Here is a 20,869-nt window from a genome sequence, read left to right as displayed (position 1 = left end):
CCCTCCGGGCAGGCAGGAAAAACACCCGGGCCCGTCCCCTATTCCATGGAGCGGGCCCCACCCGCACATTCCGCGCGGAGGGGCCCCTCGCAGCGTGCGCTAACGCTGCGGCTGGCCCAGCACCGGCGCCGGTACAGGCGTGGGCGCTGGCGCGGCAGGCGGAGGAGCGGGCGTCACCGCGACGTCCTGGGCCAGCGCGTCCACGTCGTGGAAGCCCTTGGCGCTCACCTCGGCGCCCCGGTACAGGGCCCAGCCCGGCAGGCCGCGCTGATAGGCGCGCGTCATGTGCCAGAGCTGAAGTCCACTGTTGGACACGAACAGGTACATCGACCGCTTCGGGTTCCAGGGGTTCGGCAGCGCCACGGCCAGGCCATCATCCGGGCGGCCGTACGTCTTGCCCTGCCAGCGGAAGTAGCGCCGCCCCAGCTCCACGGGGAGCTTCTTCTCGGTCGCCAGCCGCGCCAGCAGCGCGTTGTCCTCCGCGCCGCCGAAGAGGACCAGGTCCCGGTCCGCCAGCTCCGCGTCCGTCACCTCGGCGTCCGGCTTGATGGGCATCAGGTACTCCACGAACGCGTCCGCCAGCACCTCCCGGTAGCCCAGCGCCAGCGTGCGCATGGACTCCGTCTGGCGCGCCGTGCCGTGCACCAGGAGCAGCTTCTCCCAGGCGTCGAGTTGGTTCGACAGCGTCTGGTGATGCTCGCGCGGCACCGGGATGTCATTGCCGGCGTTGAACACCACGCGGACGGGCGGCTCCGCCGTGCGGAAGGTGAACGTCTCGTTGAGGCCCTTCACCTCCACGCGCTCCAGCGTGGCGCCCTTCGCGGTGCGCACCTCCACCATCGCAACGAAGTGCCAGGGGCGCGAGCCGGGCTGCTCCACCTTCAGCGTCACCTCGTAGCCGTCCTTCACCTGCTCGGCGCTGGCACGAATGCGCGGCTGCGGCAGTCCGGTCTGCTCCACCCACTGCGACACGAAGAGGCCCACGTCCCTGCCGGTGGCCTCCAGCACCGCGCGCTTGAAGTCCGCGGTGGTGACGTTCTTGTTGGCGTAGCGGCCATGCAGGGCGTTCATCGCCTTGGAGAAGTGGGCGTTGCCCAGCAGCAACCGGAGCTGGTGCAGCAGGAAGGTGCCCTTGATGCGCGGCAGCATGTAGGTGCCGTAGCGGCCGTAGTCCGTCTTCGCGGAGGCCGGCACCACGTCCGCCTCGCGCGAGGTGGTGAAGAGGTAGCGCGCGTTGAGGTCGGCCAGCGCGTTGCGCTGGTACTCGAAGGCCTTGTCGGACGTGTCTCCGTCCGCCGGCAGGTCCTTGAGCAGCTTCCAATACGCGGCGGTGCCGCTGACCAGCCAGTTCTCCCCATCCGTCGCGGGGAACACGGTGTTGGCCCACAGCAGGGGCCTGCCGAAGACGAACGCGTCCTTCACCTTCGACACGTCGCGCTTGAGGGCGGCGGGCTCGGCGGGAGCCGTCCAACCCTTGCGAGCGGCCTCCAGCTTCTCCGCGACGACGACGGGGCTGAAGGCCGTGTACCCCAGCGACAGGTGCGGCGTGGCGCCGGGCAGGTCGGGAATCCACCGGCCCCCCACCATCTTCTCGCGAAGTGTCGTCTTGCCGTAGTGGGCCAGGAACATCAGCTTCTGGGCCATCTCCGACGTAGTGACCTTGCCGTCACACGCGTGGGGCCGGTTGATGGGGCTGGAGGCCATCATCCGGATGGCGGTGTCCAGGTCGAAGCCCTTCTTGCCGTGCTTCGCGTAGTACTCCCAGAAGGCGATGTCGCGGTTCCAGGTGTTGAAGGACAGGTCCACCGGAGCGTTGTCCGGGTTGGGCACGTACTCCTTACGCACCTCCAAATCCCGGTTGTTGTTGTTGGCCCAGATGAAGTCCTTGAGATTGCCCGGCGTGTCCCCGGCCTGCCCCTTGCCGCCGGTGCGCCACAGGCGCGTCTTCTTCGTCCCCAGCAGCAGGCACGCGCCCTCGTCCGTCTTCGTGTCCGCCAACGTCCAGTCGTTGGTGTAGAGGCCGTTGTTGCCGTCCTTCATGATGCGGGCGACGTCGTCGATGGACGACGCGTACTGCGCGGCCTTGCGGATGCGGTTGCTCTGGGGCGTGCCATTCATGTCGAACGGCGACTGCCCCACTGTCGTCTCGCCAATGACGATGCCGGCGGCATTGACGTACCAGTCCGAGCCGCTGTGGATGCCACCCGGGAAGGTCTGCATCACGAAGCGGTGGCCCTTGGTGGGCTTCACGTCCAGCACCACGTCCCAGTGCACGCCCGTGTAGCCGCCCCACATGAAAATCTGTCCCATGATGGCGCGGCCATCCGGGGTGGCGGACCTGGTGGCCACGAAGGAGGAGCAGTGGTCCCCCTTCCCCGCCCGCTCCGCGTCCTCCTCCGCCTTGAGGAAGGTGCGGCCGGTGAGCGGCGTGCCCGTGGCCCGGTTCGCCTCGGCGAGCTGCCCCGCGTCCACGGCGGAGTTGAGCGTGACGATGTCCAGCAGGTCCAGCTCGCGGTCCTTGAACTTCGCGCCCGCCTTGTTGGCGCCGTCCGCGATGCCCTTCATCTCCTCCAGGAACTCCGCGTCGTACTTGCGCAGGAAGAGCGCGTCCGCGAGCAGCCGCTGGTGGTTCCACCCCTTGGAGGCGTCCGTCTTGTCCTTCTCGATGCCGAGCTTCTCCATGTAGCGGACGATTTCCTGCGGCACTAGCTGGCCGAACTGGTGGCCCCGCTCGTAGGGCTCGCCCTCGATGTGGACGTAGATCCACCCGCCCTCGTCATAGCGGAAGCCCTTGCCGGCCCAGCGCACCGACTCCAGCGGGATGTAGGCGGTGATGTCCTCCACCTTCTCGATGCGGACGTCGTCGAACCAGGCGGTGCCCGTGGCCTTGCCGTTGCGGCCCAGGTGGAGCTGCACCCGGTCCGAGGACTGGGTGGCGAAGAAGAGCACCGACGCGCGGGCTCCCGCTTCCGCCGCGGGCGCGGGTGAGCAGTTGGTGAAGGGGAAGCTCTTCATCGACAGGCAGGCGCCGTGCGCCGTGGGGTAGCGCGCCTGCGGGTCCGTCTGGACGCCTCGCGTGCGCACCCAGGCGCTGAGCCGATAGAGCTGGCCCACCTGGAGCTTCATCGCCTCGGACTCCACCGTTGTCTCGGCGCCGCCCACCGGGTTCTCGATGGCCAAGCCGCGAGCGCCCTCCACCTTCGCCGCGGCGCTGCCGGACGCCTTCCCCTGCCCTCGGGACTTCCAGAAGGCGGGGAGCGAGCCGGAGCCGCCCGCAATCTCGAAGTTCCCGTTGGGCACGGCGACGGGCGTGGAGGCGGGCGCGGCGGCCCATGAGGGTGCCGCATGGAGCGTGCTCGCGGACAGCAGCAGCGCGCCAAGCAGCTTGGACGTCATGCGAAAGGCGGACATGAGGCTCCCAGCCCGGAAGGGACACCGGGCGACGGGTGGAGGTGGCCGGGGCGCATGACACCCCCGCCCTCCCCGAGCGTCAATCGCGATGAACCACGACACGGCGATGACGCACGGCGGCTACCGCGCTGTCCGCATGTCCGTCCCTCAGCGAAGGACCCAGGCGCTCGTGCGGAGCAGCAGCCGGGCCGCGCGCCGCACGGCGTCCACGCGGCGCGCCGCGGCCGCTGGCGGGGTGATGGGCGCATCCCAGTCGAAAGTGCGGAGCCGGTTCAGGAAGCCCTGTTGGACGCAGCCCTCCAGGCTGAAGACGTGGAGGTCATGCGTCCAGCGCACCGCCAGACGCAGGTCGCGCGAGAACTCCGTCCAATCCAGGGGCTTCGCGGCGAAGGCGCCGGGTAGCTCCACGCCCCCGCCAGTGACGCCCACCGCCAGGGACTGACTTCCGGGCCCGTAGCTCCAGAGCACGGAGGGGCCATGGGGCCGCAGGAAGCTGGTGTAGAGCATGAGGACCTCGCGGTCCGCCGGCAGGTCGAGCACCCCCGCCAGCCGCTGCACCAGCGTGGAGCGCGACTCCCGCTCGTCCACGATGATGGGGAACTGGTAGGCATCCACCCGGTAGCCGTCCGCGCGGATGCGCTCCATCAGCCGCGCGTACCCTGCCCTCGCGTCCCGGATGCGGTGCCCCTGCACGAGCCTGGGCAGGATTTCGCCCAGCTGCCGCCACCCGCCCTCCATCCACCGTCGCAGCTCGCGGATGTCCGGCTCGATGTCCAGCCCCACGCCCTCCCACGTCAAGTGGTGCTCGGCCGTCCATGCCTGGAAGGCCTCGTAGCGCGCCGTGGCCTGCGCCACATTGCCGGCATGGAACCAGTAGCCCTCGTCGGTGGGCAGCAGCAGCCACGCCGTGACGGGAATGCCCATCCGGTTCAGCCGCTGGACCACCTGGGCCCGCTCCGGCCCCAGGTCGAGCAGGCCCAGGCTCACCCCGGCATCCAGCGCCGCCAGGTCCTCCACGACGCCAGGAGTGGCGAATAGCTCACAGAGAGGCTCCGCCTCCAGCTCGCAAAAGAAGGTCAGCATGTGAGGTTTCATGTCAGCCTCGCGCCTCCCCGCGCACCGCTCGACGTCCATGAGCCATATCACCGTGAAGGCGCAACATGGAGTTCCACAAGGGCCGGCTGTTCGATCACGTCCATCTGCGCGTCCAGGACCTCGATGCCAGCAAGCGATTCTATCGCGCGGTGCTAGACGTGTTGAGCGTGCCCTTCTTCAGCGAGAGTCCACACCACTTCTCCGCCGACGAGCTGTTCGTCGACCGGGTGGACCCAGGGACGCGCTCCTCGGATTCCGTGGTGATGAAACCAGCGTTCTGACGCGGAACGTATGCCTGGCCGCGAACCGACGGTGGTGTCTTCCGGTTCGCACCCGCGGCCGTACGCCGCTGGACGCTCGGGCGCTCCGGGCGTCAGAAGCTGGACGGGATGCACTGCGCGCTGACGTGATGGTGACCTGCGATGATTACGAGCAGGTCATGGCGTCCCCAGATGGCACTGACACCCTGCTCCTCATCGAGAGCGTCAAGCCCCGGCTCCGAGGCGTCTCCCACGCCGTGGCCTTCGTGGCGGCGCTGCTGGGGTGCATCCAGCTGGCGCTGCTGCCAACGCGCGGTCCCCAGTACCTGGCCGACCTCGTGTTCGGTGGCAGCCTGGTGCTGATGTTCGGCGTGAGCGCCACCTACCACCGCTTCACCTGGGGCATGGCCGCGTACCGGCGCATCCAGCGCTTCGACCACGCGGCCATCTACATCCTCATCGCGGGCTCATTCACGCCCATGGCCACGCTGGACACCACGGGTGACACCAGCCTGTATCTGCTCTGGTTGATGTGGATCGCCGCGCTGACAGGCGCGGGCCTCACGCTCCTGGGGGTGCACACCTCGCGAGGACTGCGCTCCGCGCTCTATGTCGCGCTGGGCGCCGTGGCCGCGCCGGTGATGCTGCGGCTACCCGAAGTGATTGGCTCCGGGCGCGTCGCGTGGCTCGTGCTGGGCGGCGTGCTCTACGCCGTGGGCGCGGTCATCTATGCGCGCCGCTGGCCCGACCCGATTCCCACCGTCTTCGGCTACCACGAAATCTTCCACCTGCTCGTCGTGGCCGCGGCGGGCGTGCACTACGCCGTCATCCTGGACATCGTCGGCAGCGCCTGACGCCGGTGTGGCGGCGCTATCGCCGGTGGCAGCTGTCGTAGGGCCATTCCCGCTCGCGCTCGCAGCGGACGAAACAGGCGTAGCAGTCTCCCACCCATCGTCCCCTCCCCGCGTCCTTGCACCGGGCATGGGTGTCCACGCAGCGCCGCTTCCATCCCGCCTTCGCGCCGTCGTCCCGATTCGCCTCGCGCTCCTTCGCCACGGCCTGGATTTCCGCCAGGTACACGACGGCTTCCGAGGCCGAGAGACCGCACAACTCAGGCTGCGCCGGATGACGTTGGAGGCAACACGAGATGGTGTCGAGACACGCCGTGGCGGGCGTGGAGGCTTCGCGACGGCTGACAGCGCCCGTGGCGCCGCTGGAGCAGCCCAGCGACAGGCTCACGAGCACGATGAGGAGGGACGCGGAGAGGTTCGGCATGGAAGAGGCCTAGAACACGAGGCCCCTTCCACCGACCATCACCCTGGATGGGTATTCCCAGGGCGTCCGCGCCGCCTCGGCGGCCGCGGATTCAGTACGACCAGGGGAAGCGCTTGAAGTCGCGCTTGCGCTTCTGGACGAAGGCGTCGCGGCCTTCCTGCGCCTCGTCGGTGCCGTAGGCCAGGCGTGTGGCCTCGCCCGCGAAGAGCTGCTGGCCCACCAGTCCGTCGTCGGGCAGGTTGAACGCGTACTTCAACATCTTGATGGCCGTGGGGCTCTTCGTGTTGATCTCCGCCGCCCACTCCAGCGCGAACTCCTCCAGCTGCGCATGGGGCACCACGGCGTTGACCATGCCCATCTGGAAGGCCTCCTCCGCCGAGTAGTTGGCGCCCACGAAGAAGATCTCCCGCGCCCGCTTCTGACCAATCTGCCGAGCCAGCAGCGCTGAACCGTAGCCCGCGTCGAACGACGCCACGTCCGCGTCCGTCTGCTTGAACACCGCGTGCTCCTTGCTGGCGATGGTCATGTCACAGACGACGTGGAGGCTGTGCCCACCGCCCACGGCCCAGCCCGGCACCACGGCGATGACGGCCTTGGGCAGGAAGCGAATCTGCCGCTGGACCTCCAGGATGTGGAGGCGGCCCAGGCGCGCGGGGTCGGACTCTCCCTCCTCGCCCTCGTACTTGTAGCCGTCCTTTCCGCGGATGCGTTGGTCTCCGCCGGAGCAGAAGGCCCAGCCGCCATCCTTGGGCGACGGCCCATTGCCCGTGATGAGCACGCACCCCACGTCCGTCATGAAGCGAGTGGCCTCCAGCGCGCGGGACAGCTCATCCACTGTGCGGGGCCGGAACGCGTTGCGGACCTCGGGGCGGTTGAACGCGATGCGGACCGTGCCCTGGTCCACCGCGCGGTGGAAGGTGATGTCCTTGAACTTGAAGCCCTCGACGGCCTTCCAGCGCGCCGGATTGAAGATGTCCGAGACCATGGTGTTCTCACTCGGGGGGATTGAAGTGGATGCGCGCGGACCCTAGGCGCAGCGGCAGCGCCCGTCCAGGGATGCGCGCGCAGCCCGCACGGGCGCCATCTGTCCGAACCTCGCGGAAGTGCTCAGACTCCGGCCGGAGCCCTCCGTTGGGTGCCCTACAGCGAGACGCGGCACCACCCGGGCCCTGCTTGTGCGCGGCGGGAAGAGGGGTGTTCCCTTCCGCCATGCAAGTCCTGAGCGAGGGAGAACCATGCACCTGGACCCGAGGTTCCTGCTGCACCGACGCGCAGTGCTGACCGCGATGGTGGGAGGCACGGCCGCCTCCGTTCTGGGCTGCCGGAGAAAACCGACGTCCACCCCCACGCCGGGAGGCGTCTACATCCCAGACGTGAAGTCGGGCGAGGACGTCTTCGGCTACGTCCAGCGGCTCCGGGGCGGCTTCGACGACACGCTCTACAAGCAGGTGCTGGGCGCGGCCAATACCTTCAAGGAAGGCGACGCGCTCGTGGGTGTCGCCGCCGCCGATGAGAACTCGCGTGCGAATGCGCGCAGGCTCTTGGGGCACACGCGGCTGGCGGACGTGCGGCGATACCCTTTGCACCAGGATGCCTTGCACGCACTGAGCCTGGAGGCCGAGGACTCGCAGGCGGCGGCGCTTACGGCGGACTGGACGTTGGGACGGCTGAGGAAGTTCCTGCTGGAGTCCGACGAGGCGGCCATTCATGCCATCAGCCCCGGGCTGGGCAGCGATACCATTGGCTGCGTCGTCAAGCTGATGAGTGACGCGGAGCTCATCGCGCTGGGAAGCAAGGTGTTCAACCCGCTACCAGGCAGCAAGGTGGGCGCGCGGGGCTACATGGGGGCGCGCATCCAGCCCAACTCGCCCACTGACAACGTGGACGACATCCGCTGGCAGGTGTTCGACGGCTTCTCATACGCGGTGGGTGACGTGGTGCTGGGATGCAACCCGGTGTCCTCCACGCCGGAGTCCGTGGCCGCCATCGAGTCCGCCCTGCTCGAGGTGCTGGTGACCTTCGGACTGACGGACGTGCTGCCCCACTGCGTGCTGTCCCATATCGACGTGCAGGCGGAGGTGGAGCGGCGGCAGCCCGGCACCACGGGCGTCTGGTTCCAGAGCATCGCTGGCAGCGACAGCGCCAACGCGACCTTCGACATCTCCGTGGAGAAGATGCTCGCCTACGCGGACGGGCGCACTGGGCCTTACGGGCTCTACTTCGAGACGGGCCAGGGCGCGGACTTCACCAACGGCCACGGCCACGGCTACGACATGGTCCTCCACGAGTCGCGCAAGTACGGCTTCGCGAGGGCCCTGTCCCAACGTGTGTCCCGGGCGCGGCAGGGCGCGGCGCCATGGGTGCACCTCAACGACGTCGCGGGCTTCATCGGGCCGGAGGTGTTCCGCACCCGCGAGCAGTTGGTGCGCTGCTGCCTGGAAGACATCGCCATGGGCAAGCTGCACGGGCTCACCATTGGCCTGGACATCTGCTCCACGCTGCACATGGACGTGTCACTGGACGACCTGGACTGGTGCATCGAGCGCATCATGCCGGCGAATCCGGCGTACCTCATGGCGCTGCCCACGAAGAACGACCCGATGCTGGGCTACCTCACCACCGGGTTCCAGGACCACGTCCGCATCCGCGAGCAGTTCGGCTACAAGGTGGATGACCGGATGTGGGCCTTCTTCCAGCGCCTGGGCGTCATCGACGCAGAGGGCAAGCCCACTCGCCACTTCGGTGACCCGGTCTGGGTCTATCTCCAGTACCTGCGCGCAAAGGGCGACAGCCGGCCGGAGGCGGACATCCGGGCGGACGCGGAGCAACAGCTGTCGGCGATTCGTGCGCGCGGCGTGTCCATGGCACGCGGGCACGGCACGCACCCGTGGGACCTGGAACCCGCGCTGGACGCGGAGTTGCGCCGTGTCTACGCGGACTCGAAGAAGAGCCTGTGGACGGAGCTGACGCCCGCCTTCATCACCACCGTTCCGGAGGGCGTGCGGCTGGTGTCGAAGTCGCAAGACCGGACGGAGTACATCCTCCACCCGGAGACGGGCGAGCAGCTCGACGCCGCGTCCCTGGAAGCGGTGCGCTCGATGAGGGCACGCCATGCGGGACGGTACGACGTGCAGTTGATGGTGTCCGACGGGCTCAACGCGCTGGCCATCATGGATGAAGGACAGCTCGCGCCCTATCTGGAGACACTGCGCGCGGCGCTGATTGCCGCGGGGTACCAGCCTGCTCCAGAGAATCTGGTGCTCACGTCCGGTCGCGTGCGCGCGGGGTACCGCGTGGGCGAAGCGCTATACGCAGGCCTGGAGGACGCGGCCCGGCACCGGGGCCTCATCCATGTCATTGGCGAACGGCCCGGCACCGGCCACCACACCTTCTCCGCGTACATCACCGCGCCTCCCGGAGCCGTCTGGTCCCAGCCCGGCAAGGTGGACCACAACATCACCCGCGTGGTGTCTGGGGTCGCGCTCACGGCGTATGCGCCCTCACTGGCGGCGCCGGAGACAGTGCGGCTGCTTCAGCAACTGGCGCCCCGGGGCGGGTGACGTCCGGGGGCGCTCGATGACGGGGGACGGCGTGAGTCAGTCCACGACCGCCGTGGCTTCAATCTCGACGAGGACGCCCGGCTCGAAGAGCACGGAGACGCCAATCAGCGAGGCTGGCGCCGGCACGATGTTCAACTCCTTGGAGACCTGCTCGATGCCGGCCAGGAAGTCCGGCATCCGCTCGTGCTTCCAGTCGACCACGTAGATCGTCAGCCGAACGACGTCGTTGAACGTCGCCCCGGCCGCCGCGAGAGCGATGGCGACGTTGCGGTAGGCTTGCGCGACCTGCCCTGCCAGATCTCCTCGTGCGACGAGTTGCCCATCCGCGTCGTACGCGACCTGCCCTGCGATGTGCACCTGCCTGCTGCCGGTGGCGACCGCCACCTGTCGGTACACGTCGGGCTTCATCATTCCTTCGGGGTTCATCAGGGTGACAGGCATGGGTGCTCTCCAATGGATGAGGTTGAGGAAAGGAGCGATTGCCGGACGCGTATACCGAGCCCACTGACGAACGGCGTTCCCCACTCCAGCGACAGGAGGGCTACAATCGAGAGCCCGCCATGAAACGCGCCCATCTGGATGAGATCTTCGCCTTCATGGCCGTCGTGGACGCGGGCAGTTTCGTCAGCGGTGGCCGGGCCATCGGGCTGACGCGCTCGGCGGCTGGCAAGGCTCTGGCCCGGCTGGAATCCCGCCTGGGGGTGCGTCTGCTCAATCGCACGACGCGCCACCTGAGTCTCACCGACGATGGCCGTGTCTTCCATGAGCATTGCCAACAAGTCCTGGCGGCTTTGGATGAAGCGGAAGCCAGCGTCGGAGATCGCACGGGCACGCCCCGGGGCGTCTTGCGAATCACCGTGCCGGACGCATTCGGCAGACTGCATGTCCTGCCCGTGCTGAAGGAATATCTACAGACCTGGCCCGACGTGCAGGTGGAGGTGAGCTTCACCGATCGCGTCGCGGACATCATCGAGGAGGGTTACGACCTGGCCGTGCGCATCAATGTCACCAGCACCGATACGCGACTGGTGTCCCGGCTCGTGGCGCAACATCGGGTGTTCGTCTGCGCCGCCCCCTCCTACCTGGCCGCGCGCGGCGAACCCCAAACATTGGAGGAGCTCGCGACGCATGATTGCCTGCTCTTCAGTAGCCGGGCGCGACGACAGCGCTGGCGACTGCGCCCGAAGGGTGGCTCCTATGTGACGGTGGAGGGTCGAAGCCGCCTACGGCTCGACAGCGGCGAGGCCATCCGGGACGCGGCTGTCGCGGGACTGGGCATCGCCTTTCTTCCCAGCTTTCTGGTCGACGAAGACCTGGCCCGTGGACGACTCAAGGCGCTGCTGCCGTCATGCGAGACGGAGGTCGTCCGGATCATGGCGTTCTACCCGAGCAAGCGTCACCTGCCAGCCAAGGTGCGGCGCTTCATCGACCTCTTGGTCGAGCAATAGCGCGCGAAGTCGCCCCCCGCGGTGTCTCAGGTATCCGTGGGGCGGAGGACCTCCAAGCTCCCCGGGCGCGAGAAGTACCGAGCGTGCTGAGACTTGCGAATGCGGCAGGAGACCGAGTCTCCTGCCGCCAATTCGCGAGCCTGGCCCGGCTCCGCCGGGACATAGACTCGAATCGTCGAGCCCTCGATGCCTCTTGAGAGATTGGCGAAGCCCTCGACGACCTGCACGTGCGTGACGGTGAGTTCGAGAAGACCATGGCGTGGAACGTCACTCTGCGGCCACCATGAGAGGACTTGCCCCCGCACATCGGCCCAGTTCTCCTGAATCTGCACCATAAGCGTCGTCCCTCGCGGCCAGCACCGCGCGCTCACTCAGGCCAGTCATTGACAAGCTGCTGCAGGACGTCTCTGGTTTTCTGTGCCCTGTTGACTTCGACGTGAGCCGTCATTGACATCCCGGAAGGGCTGATGTCGGAAATGGACACGCAACTGTCACGCCCGGAATACGCACGGGAACTCGGATGGGTGTTGAAATCAAAGCGAGAATTACCAGAACGACCCGGGAATGGATCCCCGTCGTCGCCCCGGTTGACGGCACGGTCCAAATCCTCCAAGGCATCTGCCTGAACCAGGCGAACCCGAGGATGGACTTCGTTCGTATTGTCCGGAATGGACTCATCCACGTGATACACGAGCAGTCCCGAACCAGGCAGGAATCTGTCGTACTGGTTCTGCTGGCGGTTCTCGACCAGGAAGTACTCGGAGCCCGGCACCCCGTTCTTCCAAAGCCTGTGCACCGAGTGTTCCGTCTTGACGTCGGCGAATTTCACGCTCCTGTTGGCGGTGTAATTGACGATGGAGACCCATCCCTGCCTGGCCTTGCACCAAGCGGATGGATGGGCCGGGACATCGCCTTTGTTGTTCCAGCTTCCACCCGCCATCAAACACCAGTTCCCGAGCCCTTCCGAGGAGCCATCCGCGTCGTACAGGTCCGGCCAGCCGAACACGAGGTGTCCGATTTCATGGCAACAGACGCCGATCTTCGCATCCTCCGGGATGGTCAAATACCCGAAGATTTTGGCCCCCTGCGCATTGTGTTCCCCCCCGACAAGAACCCACTTGTGCGACCAGATGTCACCAGCGCTGCCGGTCTGCTCTGCGCCACCGCCTGAGTGAACCACGATGAACGCGTCGACGAAGCCGTTTCCATCGTTGTCGTAGGGCGAGAAGTTCACGCTGGCCGCGGCTTGGGCGGCATGCCTCGCCATGGTCCGCGCGTTGGGCTCCGGATTGTCAGTGCCCGAACCGTTCCCAGCGTACTGGGCCAGCTTGCAAGGCATGCGATACGGACCGACGACCTGCCCTACGATGTCGACGAGCCCATGACTGGCCTCCTCGAAATATTCCCGCACACTTCCCGTCGGGATCTTCTTCCCTTGTGAGAAGAAAAGGTCCTCGAATTCCTGCTGGCTTCGATTCATGGGCCTGTCTTCGAAGTCGACGAGGACGACGATGACGCGCACTTGCCCCCGAAGTGGCTGGCGCTCAAGGGCGAAGTTGCGGACCCGATTCGGCCCGGTCCCCAGCGGGAAATACGAGCCAGGGATGATGAGGCCGTCGTTCAACCCCATGGCGTGCGTCTCACGAAGGAGAAGCCGTCGGCCAAAGAGGTTTTCCGATACGGCCTGGATACCCTGGAAACGCTCCTTCATCCTGCTCCGGAGTTCTGGACTTGGAGGAACGCGGCAAGGCCGCTCGATAGGTGAATGATCGCTGCACATGTCCCACCCCTTTCGCCAGGCCAGACACCCAGACACCTCTTGTCCGACTGTCTCATCCTGGCGCCTGTCTGAACTGCACAGTCAGTGCCAGAACCTTTTCGGCGAGAGGGTCTGTCTTCGAAGCAACGCCTGGATCGAACCAGCGGACGACATGGACCGCGCAAAGGGCTGCCCACTGAACTGTCGTTGCACTCGGACTCATCAAGGGGTCCTGCGAAAAGGGATGAAGAGAGAAGATGTTTGGGGCGACTGCCGGCATGGGAGCCACGCCCCCTCACCTGCCCAGGGCGGCGCAGAAGCAGCGCGACCTCTACGTATTCGGCTTTTCCGCGACCAAGCGCCTGCTGAGCGGCGCCCAAACGCTCGTGGCACATGTCAGACGCTCCGAGTAGGGTGGTGGTTACTCACGCCACCATGAATCCCGCCGAGAAAGCCGCCCTCTTCCTCGAGCGCCTCCGGGAAGCCCATCCGGATGCGCGCTACGAACTCAACTGGTCCACACCTTTCGAGCTGCTCGTCGCCACCATCCTGGCCGCGCAGTGCACCGACGAGCGCGTCAACCGCGTCACCGCCACTGTCTTTCCCAAGTACCCGGGTCCACAGGCCTTCGCCGACGCGGACACCGCCGCGCTGGAGGAGGACCTCAAGCCCACCGGCTTCTTCAAGCAGAAGACGAAGTCCGTGCAGGCCATGAGCCGCGCGCTCCTCGACAAGTTCGGCGGAGAGGTCCCCCGCACCATCGACGAACTGGTGACGCTCCCGGGCGTGGCGCGGAAGACGGCCAACGTCGTCCTCAACACCGCCTTCAATCTCCCCTCCGGCATCATCGTCGACACCCACGTGGCGCGCGTCAGCCAGCGCCTGGGCCTGACGAAGAAAGACAAACCCGAGGCGATTGAAGAAGACCTGATGAAGCTGGTGCCCCAGGATCAGTGGACCTTCTTCGGCCCCGCCACCGTCCTCCATGGGCGTTACACCTGCACCGCAAAGAAGCCGAAATGCGACGTCTGCATCGTAAAGGATGTGTGCCCGCGTATCGGCGTGTAGCCGAATCCCTGTCCGCCTGTGGGATATGAGTGTCTTTTCGCGTACGCTCCTGGGACGCGAAAAGACGCGCATCAAAAACGGAGGAATTCGCAATCGACGTGGCTGTATGACGTTGTTCAGTCATCATGCCCAACGCCCCTTCCTCCGTTGCATCCGCACCGCTCGCCGAAGCCCGCCCGGTCGAGGCAGGTGAGCGCCTGGAGCTGCTCGACGCGCTGCGTGGCTTCGCGCTCTTCGGCATTCTCATCTCCAACGTGCAGATGTGGTTCAGCGGCAGGGTGTTCCTGCCCCGGGAACAATTCGAGGCGTCCATCGCCAATGCCTCGCTCCTGGACACCATCACCCGGTATGCCTTCGAGGTCCTGGTCTCCGGGAAGTTCATGACCCTCTTCGCCTTCCTCTTCGGCCTGGGCTTCGCGGTTCAGCTCGGCCGGGCCGAAGCGCGAGGTGGCGGCTTCGTCCCGCTCTACGCGAGGCGGCTGACGGTCTTGCTGGTGGTGGGTGTCCTGCACCTGTTCCTGCTCTGGTACGGCGACATCCTCTCCTCGTATGCGCTGATGGGCTTCGGCCTGCTGCTCCTACGGCGGCGTTCGGAGCGGACGCTGCTCATCATCGCGGCGGTGCTCGTCCTGGTGTGGCCGCTGCTCATGAGCCTCCTCTGGCGGCTGCCGCAGCTCCTGGCGGACTCACCCGAGGCCGGTGCCGCGGTCATGGCCGCGGCCCGCGAGAAGTCCGCCGCCATCCATGCGCGGATGCTGACGGCCATCACCGGGGGAAGCTGGTGGGACGTGACGAAGACCAGCGCCGGGTTCTACCGCGATGAGTTCTTCACGATGATGCTGGCCGGACTGCTGACCTGTCTGGGCCGCTTCGCGCTCGGGCTCTGGGCGGGACGGCGCGGCATCTTCCAGGACGTCCCCTCGCACCTGGGTTTCTTTCGCCGCCTGCTCGGCTGGGGGCTGGTGGCCGCGGTGGTGGGCTCCGTGCCCGGCGTGGTGGTGACGGTGCTCATGCAGAAGAAGGTGCTCACGCCGGAGACGATGCCCGTGTGGCTGCCCCTGGTGCTGGCCCCGCTGCGCAACCTGGCACAGGTGGGGCTCGCGGGCGTGTATCTGGCGGGCATCACCCTGCTCTTCCAGCGCGCCACCTGGCAGCGGGCGCTGGGACTGCTCGCGCCCGCGGGACGCATGGCGCTGACGAACTACCTGTCTCAGACGGTCATCAGCCTGCTCATCTTCTACGGCTATGGCCTGGGGCAGGTGGGCAAGCGGGGCCCCTTCGCGTGTGTCGTCATCTGCGTCGGCATCTTCTGTGTCCAGGTGCTGTGGAGCCACCTGTGGCTGTCACGCTACCGCTTCGGTCCAGTGGAGTGGGCGTGGCGCTCGTTGACGTACGGGAAGGCACAGCCCATGCGGCGCGCCGCGTCCGACACGCCCGCGCCCCTGACGGCGTGACGGGCTCGACCTGGCGACGTCAAACGGATGACCATGGCGCTACCCCCCAAACGGCCACCCGCGCTGACGTGGGGGAAACCATCACCGGGCTCATCCACAAGGAGACGGACCTGGACGCCATCTCGATTCCGCTCGACGCGGATGTGTTCTACCGGCTGTCCTGCACCTGGGCATGTACGCTGACGACGCGCACTTCCGGCGCCCCCCTCTACATGCTGAAGGTCGGGGACGGCTTGTGGCACGTCCATACGCCGGCTTCGGGGCTCGTCACGTTCATCGTCAGCTCGAGGTCCATTCCCTACGACTTCACGTTCAAGTTGGACCAGGCGAGCACGGATGACCACGGCAACGACGCCGAACACGCCACGCCGCAGACCGTTCCCGTGAACGTGGCCGGTGTCTTCGAGTTGGGCTCGGACGTGGACGTCCTTTCCTTCGAGTTGGAGGCGGGCCGGACCTACGTCGTGCGCGGCAGCAGAACGACCATCCGGATCCTTGATCCCCATGCCGCGCAGGTCGCCCTGGCGGACGAGGAGGCAGGAACGGGGAACCAGACCTTCACGGCCCCATCGTCCGGGACGTATGTCGCGGAGCTCGGGTCTCAGCAGCCCTACCTGCAGCGTGAGACGGCCTGGAGTTTCTCCCTGCGCGAGCAGTGAGCACTTTCCCCGTCGCCGCACAACAGCGACCGGAGGCCACAACGTGCGCTACCGCACCGGACTCAAGGGCCGACTGGTCGCTGAATTCAAGGAAATGCGGGCCCGCCACCTGCCCTACTGCCAGGTACGCTACGCGTTTTGAGCCGGACTCAGTTTCATGGACGTGACGTGGGCGGCCCGGCCTGTGGCAGACTCTGCCGACAATGTCGGATTGGATCCGCCAACTGGCGGAGTGGTCGCGGGACGATGTTCCGTTCGCCGTGGCGACCGTGACGGTGTGTCAGGGAAGTACCCCCGCCAGGCCCGGCGCGAAGCTGCTCGTCCGCGCGGACGGGACGTTCCACGGCACCGTGGGCGGTGGCCACCTGGAGCAGCTCGTCCTCGCGGACGCCCGCGCCTGCCTGGAGAAAGGGGAACCCCGTGCGTACCGGTATCCGCTGGGCTCGAAGCTCGGCCAATGCTGTGGTGGCGTGGTGGACGTCTTCATGGAGCCGTTGAACCACGGCCCGCGCCTGTACCTCTTCGGCGCCGGCCACGTGGGTCAGGCCCTGTGCCGCACGTTGGACGGCACCCCCTTCCAGGTCCACCTCGTCGACGAGCGCCCCGAATGGGTCCACGGCGAGCGCATCCCCGCCTCGGTCATCCGCCACGAGGAGCCGTGGGACGTCTTCGCCTCGCGCGCTGTCTGGGACGCGCGCCGCACGTACATCGCGGTGATGACGCACCGGCATGACCTGGATCAGGACATCATCGCCTTCGCCTTGGAGAAGCCCGCGCGCTACGTGGGCCTCATTGGAAGCAACACCAAATGGGCCCGCTTCCGTCAGCGCCTGGAGGCCCGGGGCGCGACGGCGGCTCAGTTGGCCCGCGTGCGCTGCCCCATGGGGCTGGAGATTGGCGGCAAGTCGCCCCAGGAAGTCGCGGTGAGCATCGCCGCCGGACTCCTTCAGCTCCATCACCAGGGCGCAGACACCGAAACTACCGCCGAGGCCCCGCCCTCGGAGACGCCCCGCATGCGCGGGGGCTCGTCAGGAGAATGAGCAAAATGTTCGAGTTCCAGCTCAATGGCGCGACGGTCCGCGTCGATGGCGTCTCCCCCAACACCACGCTGCTCGACTTCTTGCGTGCCCGCGGCCTCACCGGCACCAAGCAGGGCTGCGCCGAGGGCGACTGCGGCGCGTGCACCGTGGCCCTGGTGGACCGGGACGCCCAGGGCAACCGGTGCCTGCGCGCCTTCAACGCCTGCATCGCCCTGGTGCCCATGGTGGCCGGCCGTGAGCTGGTGACGGTGGAAGGCGTGGGCAGCTGCGAGAAGCCCCACCCGGTGCAGCAGGCCATGGTGAAGCACTACGGTTCGCAGTGTGGCTTCTGCACGCCGGGCTTCATCGTCTCCATGGCGGAGGCGTACTCCCGCAAGGACGTCTGTACCCCGTCAGCCGTGGCGGACCAGCTCTGTGGCAACCTCTGTCGCTGCACCGGCTACCGCCCCATTCGCGACGCAATGATGGAAGCGCTGGCCCAGCGCGACGAAGGACCGGCGCCCGCCACGGCGATCCCCTCCGCGCCGCTCGAAGGCCCCGCCGAGCCCCTGTCCCCGCTGCGCTACGAGGCCGGTGGACAGACCTTCCTGCGCCCCACGTCGTGGGAGGAGTTGCTCGACCTGCGCGCGAAGCACCCGGAGGCCCACCTGGTGGCGGGCGCCACTGAATTGGGCGTGGACATCACCAAGAAGGCCCGCCGCTACCCCTTCCTCATCTCCACCGAGGGCGTGGAGTCCCTGCGCGCGGTCCGCCGTGGGGAGGATGGCTGGTACGTGGGCGGCGCGGCCTCACTGGTGGCGCTGGAAGAAGCCCTGGGTGACGAGCTGCCCGAGGTGAAGAAGATGCTCAACGTCTTCGCCTCCCGGCAGATTCGCCAGCGCGCCACGCTGGCGGGCAACCTGGTGACCGCGTCGCCCATTGGCGACATGGCGCCGGTATTGCTCGCCCTGGATGCCTCGCTCGTCCTGGGCTCGGTGCGGGGCGAGCGCACGGTGGCGTTGTCCGACTTCTTCCTCGCCTACCGGAAGACGGCGCTCCAATCGGACGAGGTCGTCCGCCACATCATCATCCCCCACGCCGCCGTGCCCGAGGGCGGCCGGCGGCTCTCCGACTCCTTCAAGGTGTCCAAGCGGCGCGAGCTGGACATCAGCATCGTCGCCGCGGGCTTCCGCGTGGAGCTGGACGCGGGCGGCGTGGTGAAGCTGGCGCGCCTGGGCTACGGCGGCGTCGCGGCCACGCCGGTGCGTGCGCGCCGCGCGGAGGCGGTGCTCACCGGGCAGCCCTGGACGGCCGAGACGGTGGCGCGCGTGCTGCCCGTGCTCGCGGAGGAAATCACGCCCATCAGCGACCTGCGCGGCAGCGCGGAGTACCGACGGGGACTGGTGGCGGGCCTGCTGGAGAAGTTCTTCTCCGGCTCGCACAGCCCGGCCCTGGACGCCGCGCCGGGCTTCGACGCGGGTGAGGTCCAGGCCCCCGCGGACGCGGGACGCGCGCTGCGGCACGAGAGCGCGCTGGGCCACGTGACGGGCAGCGCGCGGTACGTGGACGACATGGCGCAGAAGCGGCCCATGCTGGAGGTGTGGCCGGTGTGCTCGCCCCATGCGCACGCCCGCATCCTCAAGAGAGATCCCACCGCGGCGCGCAAGGTGCCCGGCGTGGTGAAGGTGCTCATGGCCGAGGACATCCCCGGCATGAACGACACCGGCCCCATCCGCCACGACGAGCCACTGCTGGCGGACCGCGAGGTGCTCTTCCACGGGCAGATTGTCGCGCTGGTCGTGGGCGAGTCCGTGGAGGCCTGCCGCGCGGGCGCCCGCGCCGTGGAGGTGGAGTACGAGCCCCTGCCCGCCATCCTCACGGTGGAGGACGCCGTGGCGCGGAGCAGCTACCACACCGAGCCGCACGTCATCCGCCGGGGCGACGTGGACGCCGCGATGGACAGCAGCCCCCACCGCCTGTCGGGCACGCTGGCCATTGGCGGGCAGGAGCATTTCTACCTGGAGACGCAGGCCGCCTTCGCCGAGCGCGGTGACGACGGCGACATCACCGTCGTGTCCTCCACCCAGCACCCGTCCGAGGTGCAGGCCATCATCTCCCACGTGCTGCACCTGCCGCGCAGCCGCGTGGTGGTGCAGTCACCCCGCATGGGCGGCGGCTTCGGCGGAAAGGAGACGCAGGGCAACGCGCCCGCCGCGTTCGTCGCGCTGGCCGCGTGGCACACGGGACGCTCGGTGCGGTGGATGCTAGACCGCGACGTGGACATGGCGGTGACGGGCAAGCGCCACCCGTTCCATGCCTCCTACGAGGCGGGCTTCGACGACCAGGGACGGCTGCTGGCCCTGCGCGTCCAGCTGGTATCCAACGGTGGCTGGTCCCTGGACCTGTCCGAGTCCATCCTGGACCGCGCGCTGTTCCACCTGGACAACGCGTACTACGTGCCGGCGCTGGCGTACTCCGGGCGGGTGGCGAAGACACACCTCGTCTCCAACACCGCCTTCCGCGGCTTCGGTGGTCCGCAGGGCATGCTGGTGACGGAGGAGGTCCTGGCCCGCGTGGCCCGGGCCGTGGGGCTGCCGGCGGACGAGGTCCGCGAGCGCAACCTCTACCGCGGCACTGGGGAGACGAACACCACGCACTACGGCCAGGAGCTGGAGGACGAGCGAATCCTCCGCGTCTGGGAGGAGCTCAAGAAGTCGTCGGAGTTCGAGCGCCGGCAACGCGACGTGGCGGGGTTCAACGCCCAATCCCCCTTCATCAAGCGGGGACTCGCCATCACCCCGATGAAGTTCGGCATCTCCTTCACCGCCACCTTCCTCAACCAGGCCGGCGCGTTGGTGCACGTGTACCGGGACGGCTCGGTCATGGTGTCCCACGGCGGCACGGAGATGGGCCAGGGCCTGCACACCAAGGTGCTGGGCGTGGTCATGCGCGAGCTGGGCGTCACGGCGGACGCCGTGCGGATGGCGAAGACGGCGACGGACAAGGTGCCCAACACCTCCGCCACCGCGGCCTCCAGCGGCTCCGACCTGAACGGCGCCGCCGTGCGGGTGGCCTGCGTCACCCTGCGGGAGCGGCTGGCCCCGGTGGCCGTGCGGCTGTTGTCGGACCGGCACGGGCGCAATGTGGCGCCGGATGCCCTGCTGTTCAGCGATGGGAAGGTGGGCCTGCGCGGTGAGCCCGAGCTCGCCCTGCCCTTCGCGGACGTGGTGGAGGCGGCGTACCTGTCCCGGGTGGGCCTGTCCACGACGGGCTACTATCAGACGCCGGGCATCGGCTACGACAAGGCCAAGGGCCGCGGACGCCCCTTCCTCTACTTCGCCTACGGCGCAGCGGTGTGCGAGGTGGAGGTGGACGGCCACACGGGCGTCAAGCGCGTGCTGCGCGTGGACCTGCTGGAGGACGTGGGCGATTCGCTCAACCCCGCCGTGGACCGCGGGCAGATTGAAGGCGGCTTCGTCCAGGGCCTGGGCTGGCTCACGGGCGAGGAGCTTCGCTGGGATGCGAATGGCCGGCTGCTCACGCACTCCGCCAGCACCTACGCGGTGCCGGCCTTCAGCGACGCGCCCATCGACTTCCGGGTGCGGCTGCTGGAGCGGGCGCACCAGCACAACACCATCCACGGCAGCAAGGCCGTGGGCGAGCCGCCGCTGATGCTGGCCATGTCCGCGCGCGAGGCCCTGCGTGAGGCGGTGGCGGCGTTCGGCCAGTCCGGTGGCGATGTGGAGCTGGCTTCCCCCGCCACGCACGAAGCGCTGTTCCTCGCCATCCAGAAGCGGCTGGCGCGCGCGGCGGCGGCGGGCGGGCGCGAGGCGGCCTGAAACGTCGCTCGGATGGACAGTG

The 20,869-nt window shown here is 67.8% G+C and carries 15 protein-coding genes; 9 read left to right on the top strand and 6 right to left on the bottom strand.

Annotated features, from left to right (window positions below; all coding sequences use genetic code 11):
• Nucleotides 1-99: 99 nt before the first annotated feature.
• A complete protein-coding gene (locus tag F8M74_RS20195; protein WP_141254498.1) occupies nt 100-3,411 on the bottom strand; it encodes a C45 family autoproteolytic acyltransferase/hydolase in 3,312 nt (1,103 codons plus the stop codon).
• Nucleotides 3,412-3,558: 147 nt separating this feature from the next.
• Nucleotides 3,559-4,557 carry a hypothetical protein gene (locus F8M74_RS20190; RefSeq protein ID WP_141254497.1) on the bottom strand — a complete coding sequence of 333 codons (999 nt, stop codon included), beginning with the start codon at nt 4,555-4,557 and terminating at the stop codon, nt 3,559-3,561.
• Nucleotides 4,558-4,571: 14 nt separating this feature from the next.
• Here F8M74_RS20190 and F8M74_RS20185 point away from each other — a divergent pair, with 14 nt between their 5' ends.
• On the top strand, nt 4,572-4,787 hold the full coding sequence (locus F8M74_RS20185; RefSeq protein WP_141254508.1) for a VOC family protein: 216 nt from the start codon (nt 4,572-4,574) through the stop codon (nt 4,785-4,787).
• Between the two features lie 158 nt (nt 4,788-4,945).
• A complete protein-coding gene (locus tag F8M74_RS20180; RefSeq protein ID WP_171410234.1) occupies nt 4,946-5,620 on the top strand; it encodes a hemolysin III family protein in 675 nt (224 codons plus the stop codon).
• A gap of 16 nt (nt 5,621-5,636) precedes the next feature.
• Here the strand turns inward: F8M74_RS20180 and F8M74_RS20175 are convergent, their stop codons facing one another.
• Nucleotides 5,637-6,041 carry a hypothetical protein gene (locus F8M74_RS20175; protein WP_141254496.1) on the bottom strand — a complete coding sequence of 135 codons (405 nt, stop codon included), beginning with the start codon at nt 6,039-6,041 and terminating at the stop codon, nt 5,637-5,639.
• Nucleotides 6,042-6,132: 91 nt separating this feature from the next.
• Nucleotides 6,133-7,026: a 1,4-dihydroxy-2-naphthoyl-CoA synthase gene (locus F8M74_RS20170; RefSeq protein ID WP_002640507.1), complete on the bottom strand. Its 894-nt coding sequence runs from the start codon at nt 7,024-7,026 to the stop codon at nt 6,133-6,135.
• Nucleotides 7,027-7,276: 250 nt separating this feature from the next.
• Between F8M74_RS20170 and F8M74_RS20165 the strand changes: the two genes are divergently transcribed.
• Complete coding sequence (locus tag F8M74_RS20165; protein WP_141254495.1) at nt 7,277-9,601, top strand: ethanolamine ammonia-lyase; 2,325 nt, start codon at nt 7,277-7,279, stop codon at nt 9,599-9,601.
• A 36-nt stretch (nt 9,602-9,637) separates the two neighbouring features.
• On the opposite strand, the gene F8M74_RS20160 is transcribed toward F8M74_RS20165, so the two are convergent.
• Nucleotides 9,638-10,042: a RidA family protein gene (locus F8M74_RS20160; RefSeq protein WP_020478577.1), complete on the bottom strand. Its 405-nt coding sequence runs from the start codon at nt 10,040-10,042 to the stop codon at nt 9,638-9,640.
• A 119-nt stretch (nt 10,043-10,161) separates the two neighbouring features.
• Here F8M74_RS20160 and F8M74_RS20155 point away from each other — a divergent pair, with 119 nt between their 5' ends.
• Nucleotides 10,162-11,049 carry a LysR family transcriptional regulator gene (locus F8M74_RS20155; protein WP_141254494.1) on the top strand — a complete coding sequence of 296 codons (888 nt, stop codon included), beginning with the start codon at nt 10,162-10,164 and terminating at the stop codon, nt 11,047-11,049.
• Nucleotides 11,050-11,416: 367 nt separating this feature from the next.
• Here the strand turns inward: F8M74_RS20155 and F8M74_RS20150 are convergent, their stop codons facing one another.
• Nucleotides 11,417-12,760 carry a M6 family metalloprotease domain-containing protein gene (locus tag F8M74_RS20150; RefSeq protein ID WP_141254492.1) on the bottom strand — a complete coding sequence of 448 codons (1,344 nt, stop codon included), beginning with the start codon at nt 12,758-12,760 and terminating at the stop codon, nt 11,417-11,419.
• Between the two features lie 483 nt (nt 12,761-13,243).
• Between F8M74_RS20150 and nth the strand changes: the two genes are divergently transcribed.
• The 5 genes from nth (at nt 13,244) to xdhB (ending at nt 20,847) form a co-directional block, all read left to right on the top strand.
• Nucleotides 13,244-13,876: an endonuclease III gene (gene nth, locus F8M74_RS20145; RefSeq protein WP_141254491.1), complete on the top strand. Its 633-nt coding sequence runs from the start codon at nt 13,244-13,246 to the stop codon at nt 13,874-13,876.
• Nucleotides 13,877-14,001: 125 nt separating this feature from the next.
• Nucleotides 14,002-15,330: a DUF418 domain-containing protein gene (locus F8M74_RS20140; protein ID WP_141254490.1), complete on the top strand. Its 1,329-nt coding sequence runs from the start codon at nt 14,002-14,004 to the stop codon at nt 15,328-15,330.
• A gap of 68 nt (nt 15,331-15,398) precedes the next feature.
• The gene (locus tag F8M74_RS20135; protein ID WP_228559921.1) at nt 15,399-15,989 is read left to right on the top strand and encodes a hypothetical protein; all 591 of its coding nucleotides are present in this window, start codon (nt 15,399-15,401) and stop codon (nt 15,987-15,989) included.
• Between the two features lie 203 nt (nt 15,990-16,192).
• Complete coding sequence (gene xdhC, locus F8M74_RS20130) at nt 16,193-17,029, top strand: xanthine dehydrogenase accessory protein XdhC (protein WP_141254489.1); 837 nt, start codon at nt 16,193-16,195, stop codon at nt 17,027-17,029.
• Nucleotides 17,026-20,847: a xanthine dehydrogenase molybdopterin binding subunit gene (xdhB, locus tag F8M74_RS20125; RefSeq protein ID WP_141254488.1), complete on the top strand. Its 3,822-nt coding sequence runs from the start codon at nt 17,026-17,028 to the stop codon at nt 20,845-20,847. Before xdhC ends, xdhB begins: the two co-directional genes overlap by 4 nt.
• The last annotated feature ends 22 nt before the right edge of the window (nt 20,848-20,869 follow it).

Origin of the sequence: Myxococcus sp. CA023 (genome assembly GCF_010998615.1) — a bacterium.
In the GTDB taxonomy this organism is placed as follows: domain Bacteria; phylum Myxococcota; class Myxococcia; order Myxococcales; family Myxococcaceae; genus Myxococcus.
Note: the sequence above shows the minus strand (reverse complement) of the source record. Positions and strands in the feature narration are given on the sequence as shown.

Coding starts and splice junctions, on each gene's coding strand:
- F8M74_RS20195 (WP_141254498.1), bottom strand. CDS start 3,411: ATGTCCGCCTTTCGCATGACGTCCAAGCTGCTTGGCGCGCTGCTGCTG.
- F8M74_RS20185 (WP_141254508.1), top strand. CDS start 4,572: ATGGAGTTCCACAAGGGCCGGCTGTTCGATCACGTCCATCTGCGCGTC.
- F8M74_RS20180 (WP_171410234.1), top strand. CDS start 4,946: ATGGCGTCCCCAGATGGCACTGACACCCTGCTCCTCATCGAGAGCGTC.
- F8M74_RS20175 (WP_141254496.1), bottom strand. CDS start 6,041: ATGCCGAACCTCTCCGCGTCCCTCCTCATCGTGCTCGTGAGCCTGTCG.
- F8M74_RS20170 (WP_002640507.1), bottom strand. CDS start 7,026: ATGGTCTCGGACATCTTCAATCCGGCGCGCTGGAAGGCCGTCGAGGGC.
- F8M74_RS20165 (WP_141254495.1), top strand. CDS start 7,277: ATGCACCTGGACCCGAGGTTCCTGCTGCACCGACGCGCAGTGCTGACC.
- F8M74_RS20160 (WP_020478577.1), bottom strand. CDS start 10,042: ATGCCTGTCACCCTGATGAACCCCGAAGGAATGATGAAGCCCGACGTG.
- F8M74_RS20155 (WP_141254494.1), top strand. CDS start 10,162: ATGAAACGCGCCCATCTGGATGAGATCTTCGCCTTCATGGCCGTCGTG.
- F8M74_RS20150 (WP_141254492.1), bottom strand. CDS start 12,760: ATGAAGGAGCGTTTCCAGGGTATCCAGGCCGTATCGGAAAACCTCTTT.
- nth (WP_141254491.1), top strand. CDS start 13,244: ATGAATCCCGCCGAGAAAGCCGCCCTCTTCCTCGAGCGCCTCCGGGAA.
- F8M74_RS20140 (WP_141254490.1), top strand. CDS start 14,002: ATGCCCAACGCCCCTTCCTCCGTTGCATCCGCACCGCTCGCCGAAGCC.
- xdhC (WP_141254489.1), top strand. CDS start 16,193: ATGTCGGATTGGATCCGCCAACTGGCGGAGTGGTCGCGGGACGATGTT.
- xdhB (WP_141254488.1), top strand. CDS start 17,026: ATGAGCAAAATGTTCGAGTTCCAGCTCAATGGCGCGACGGTCCGCGTC.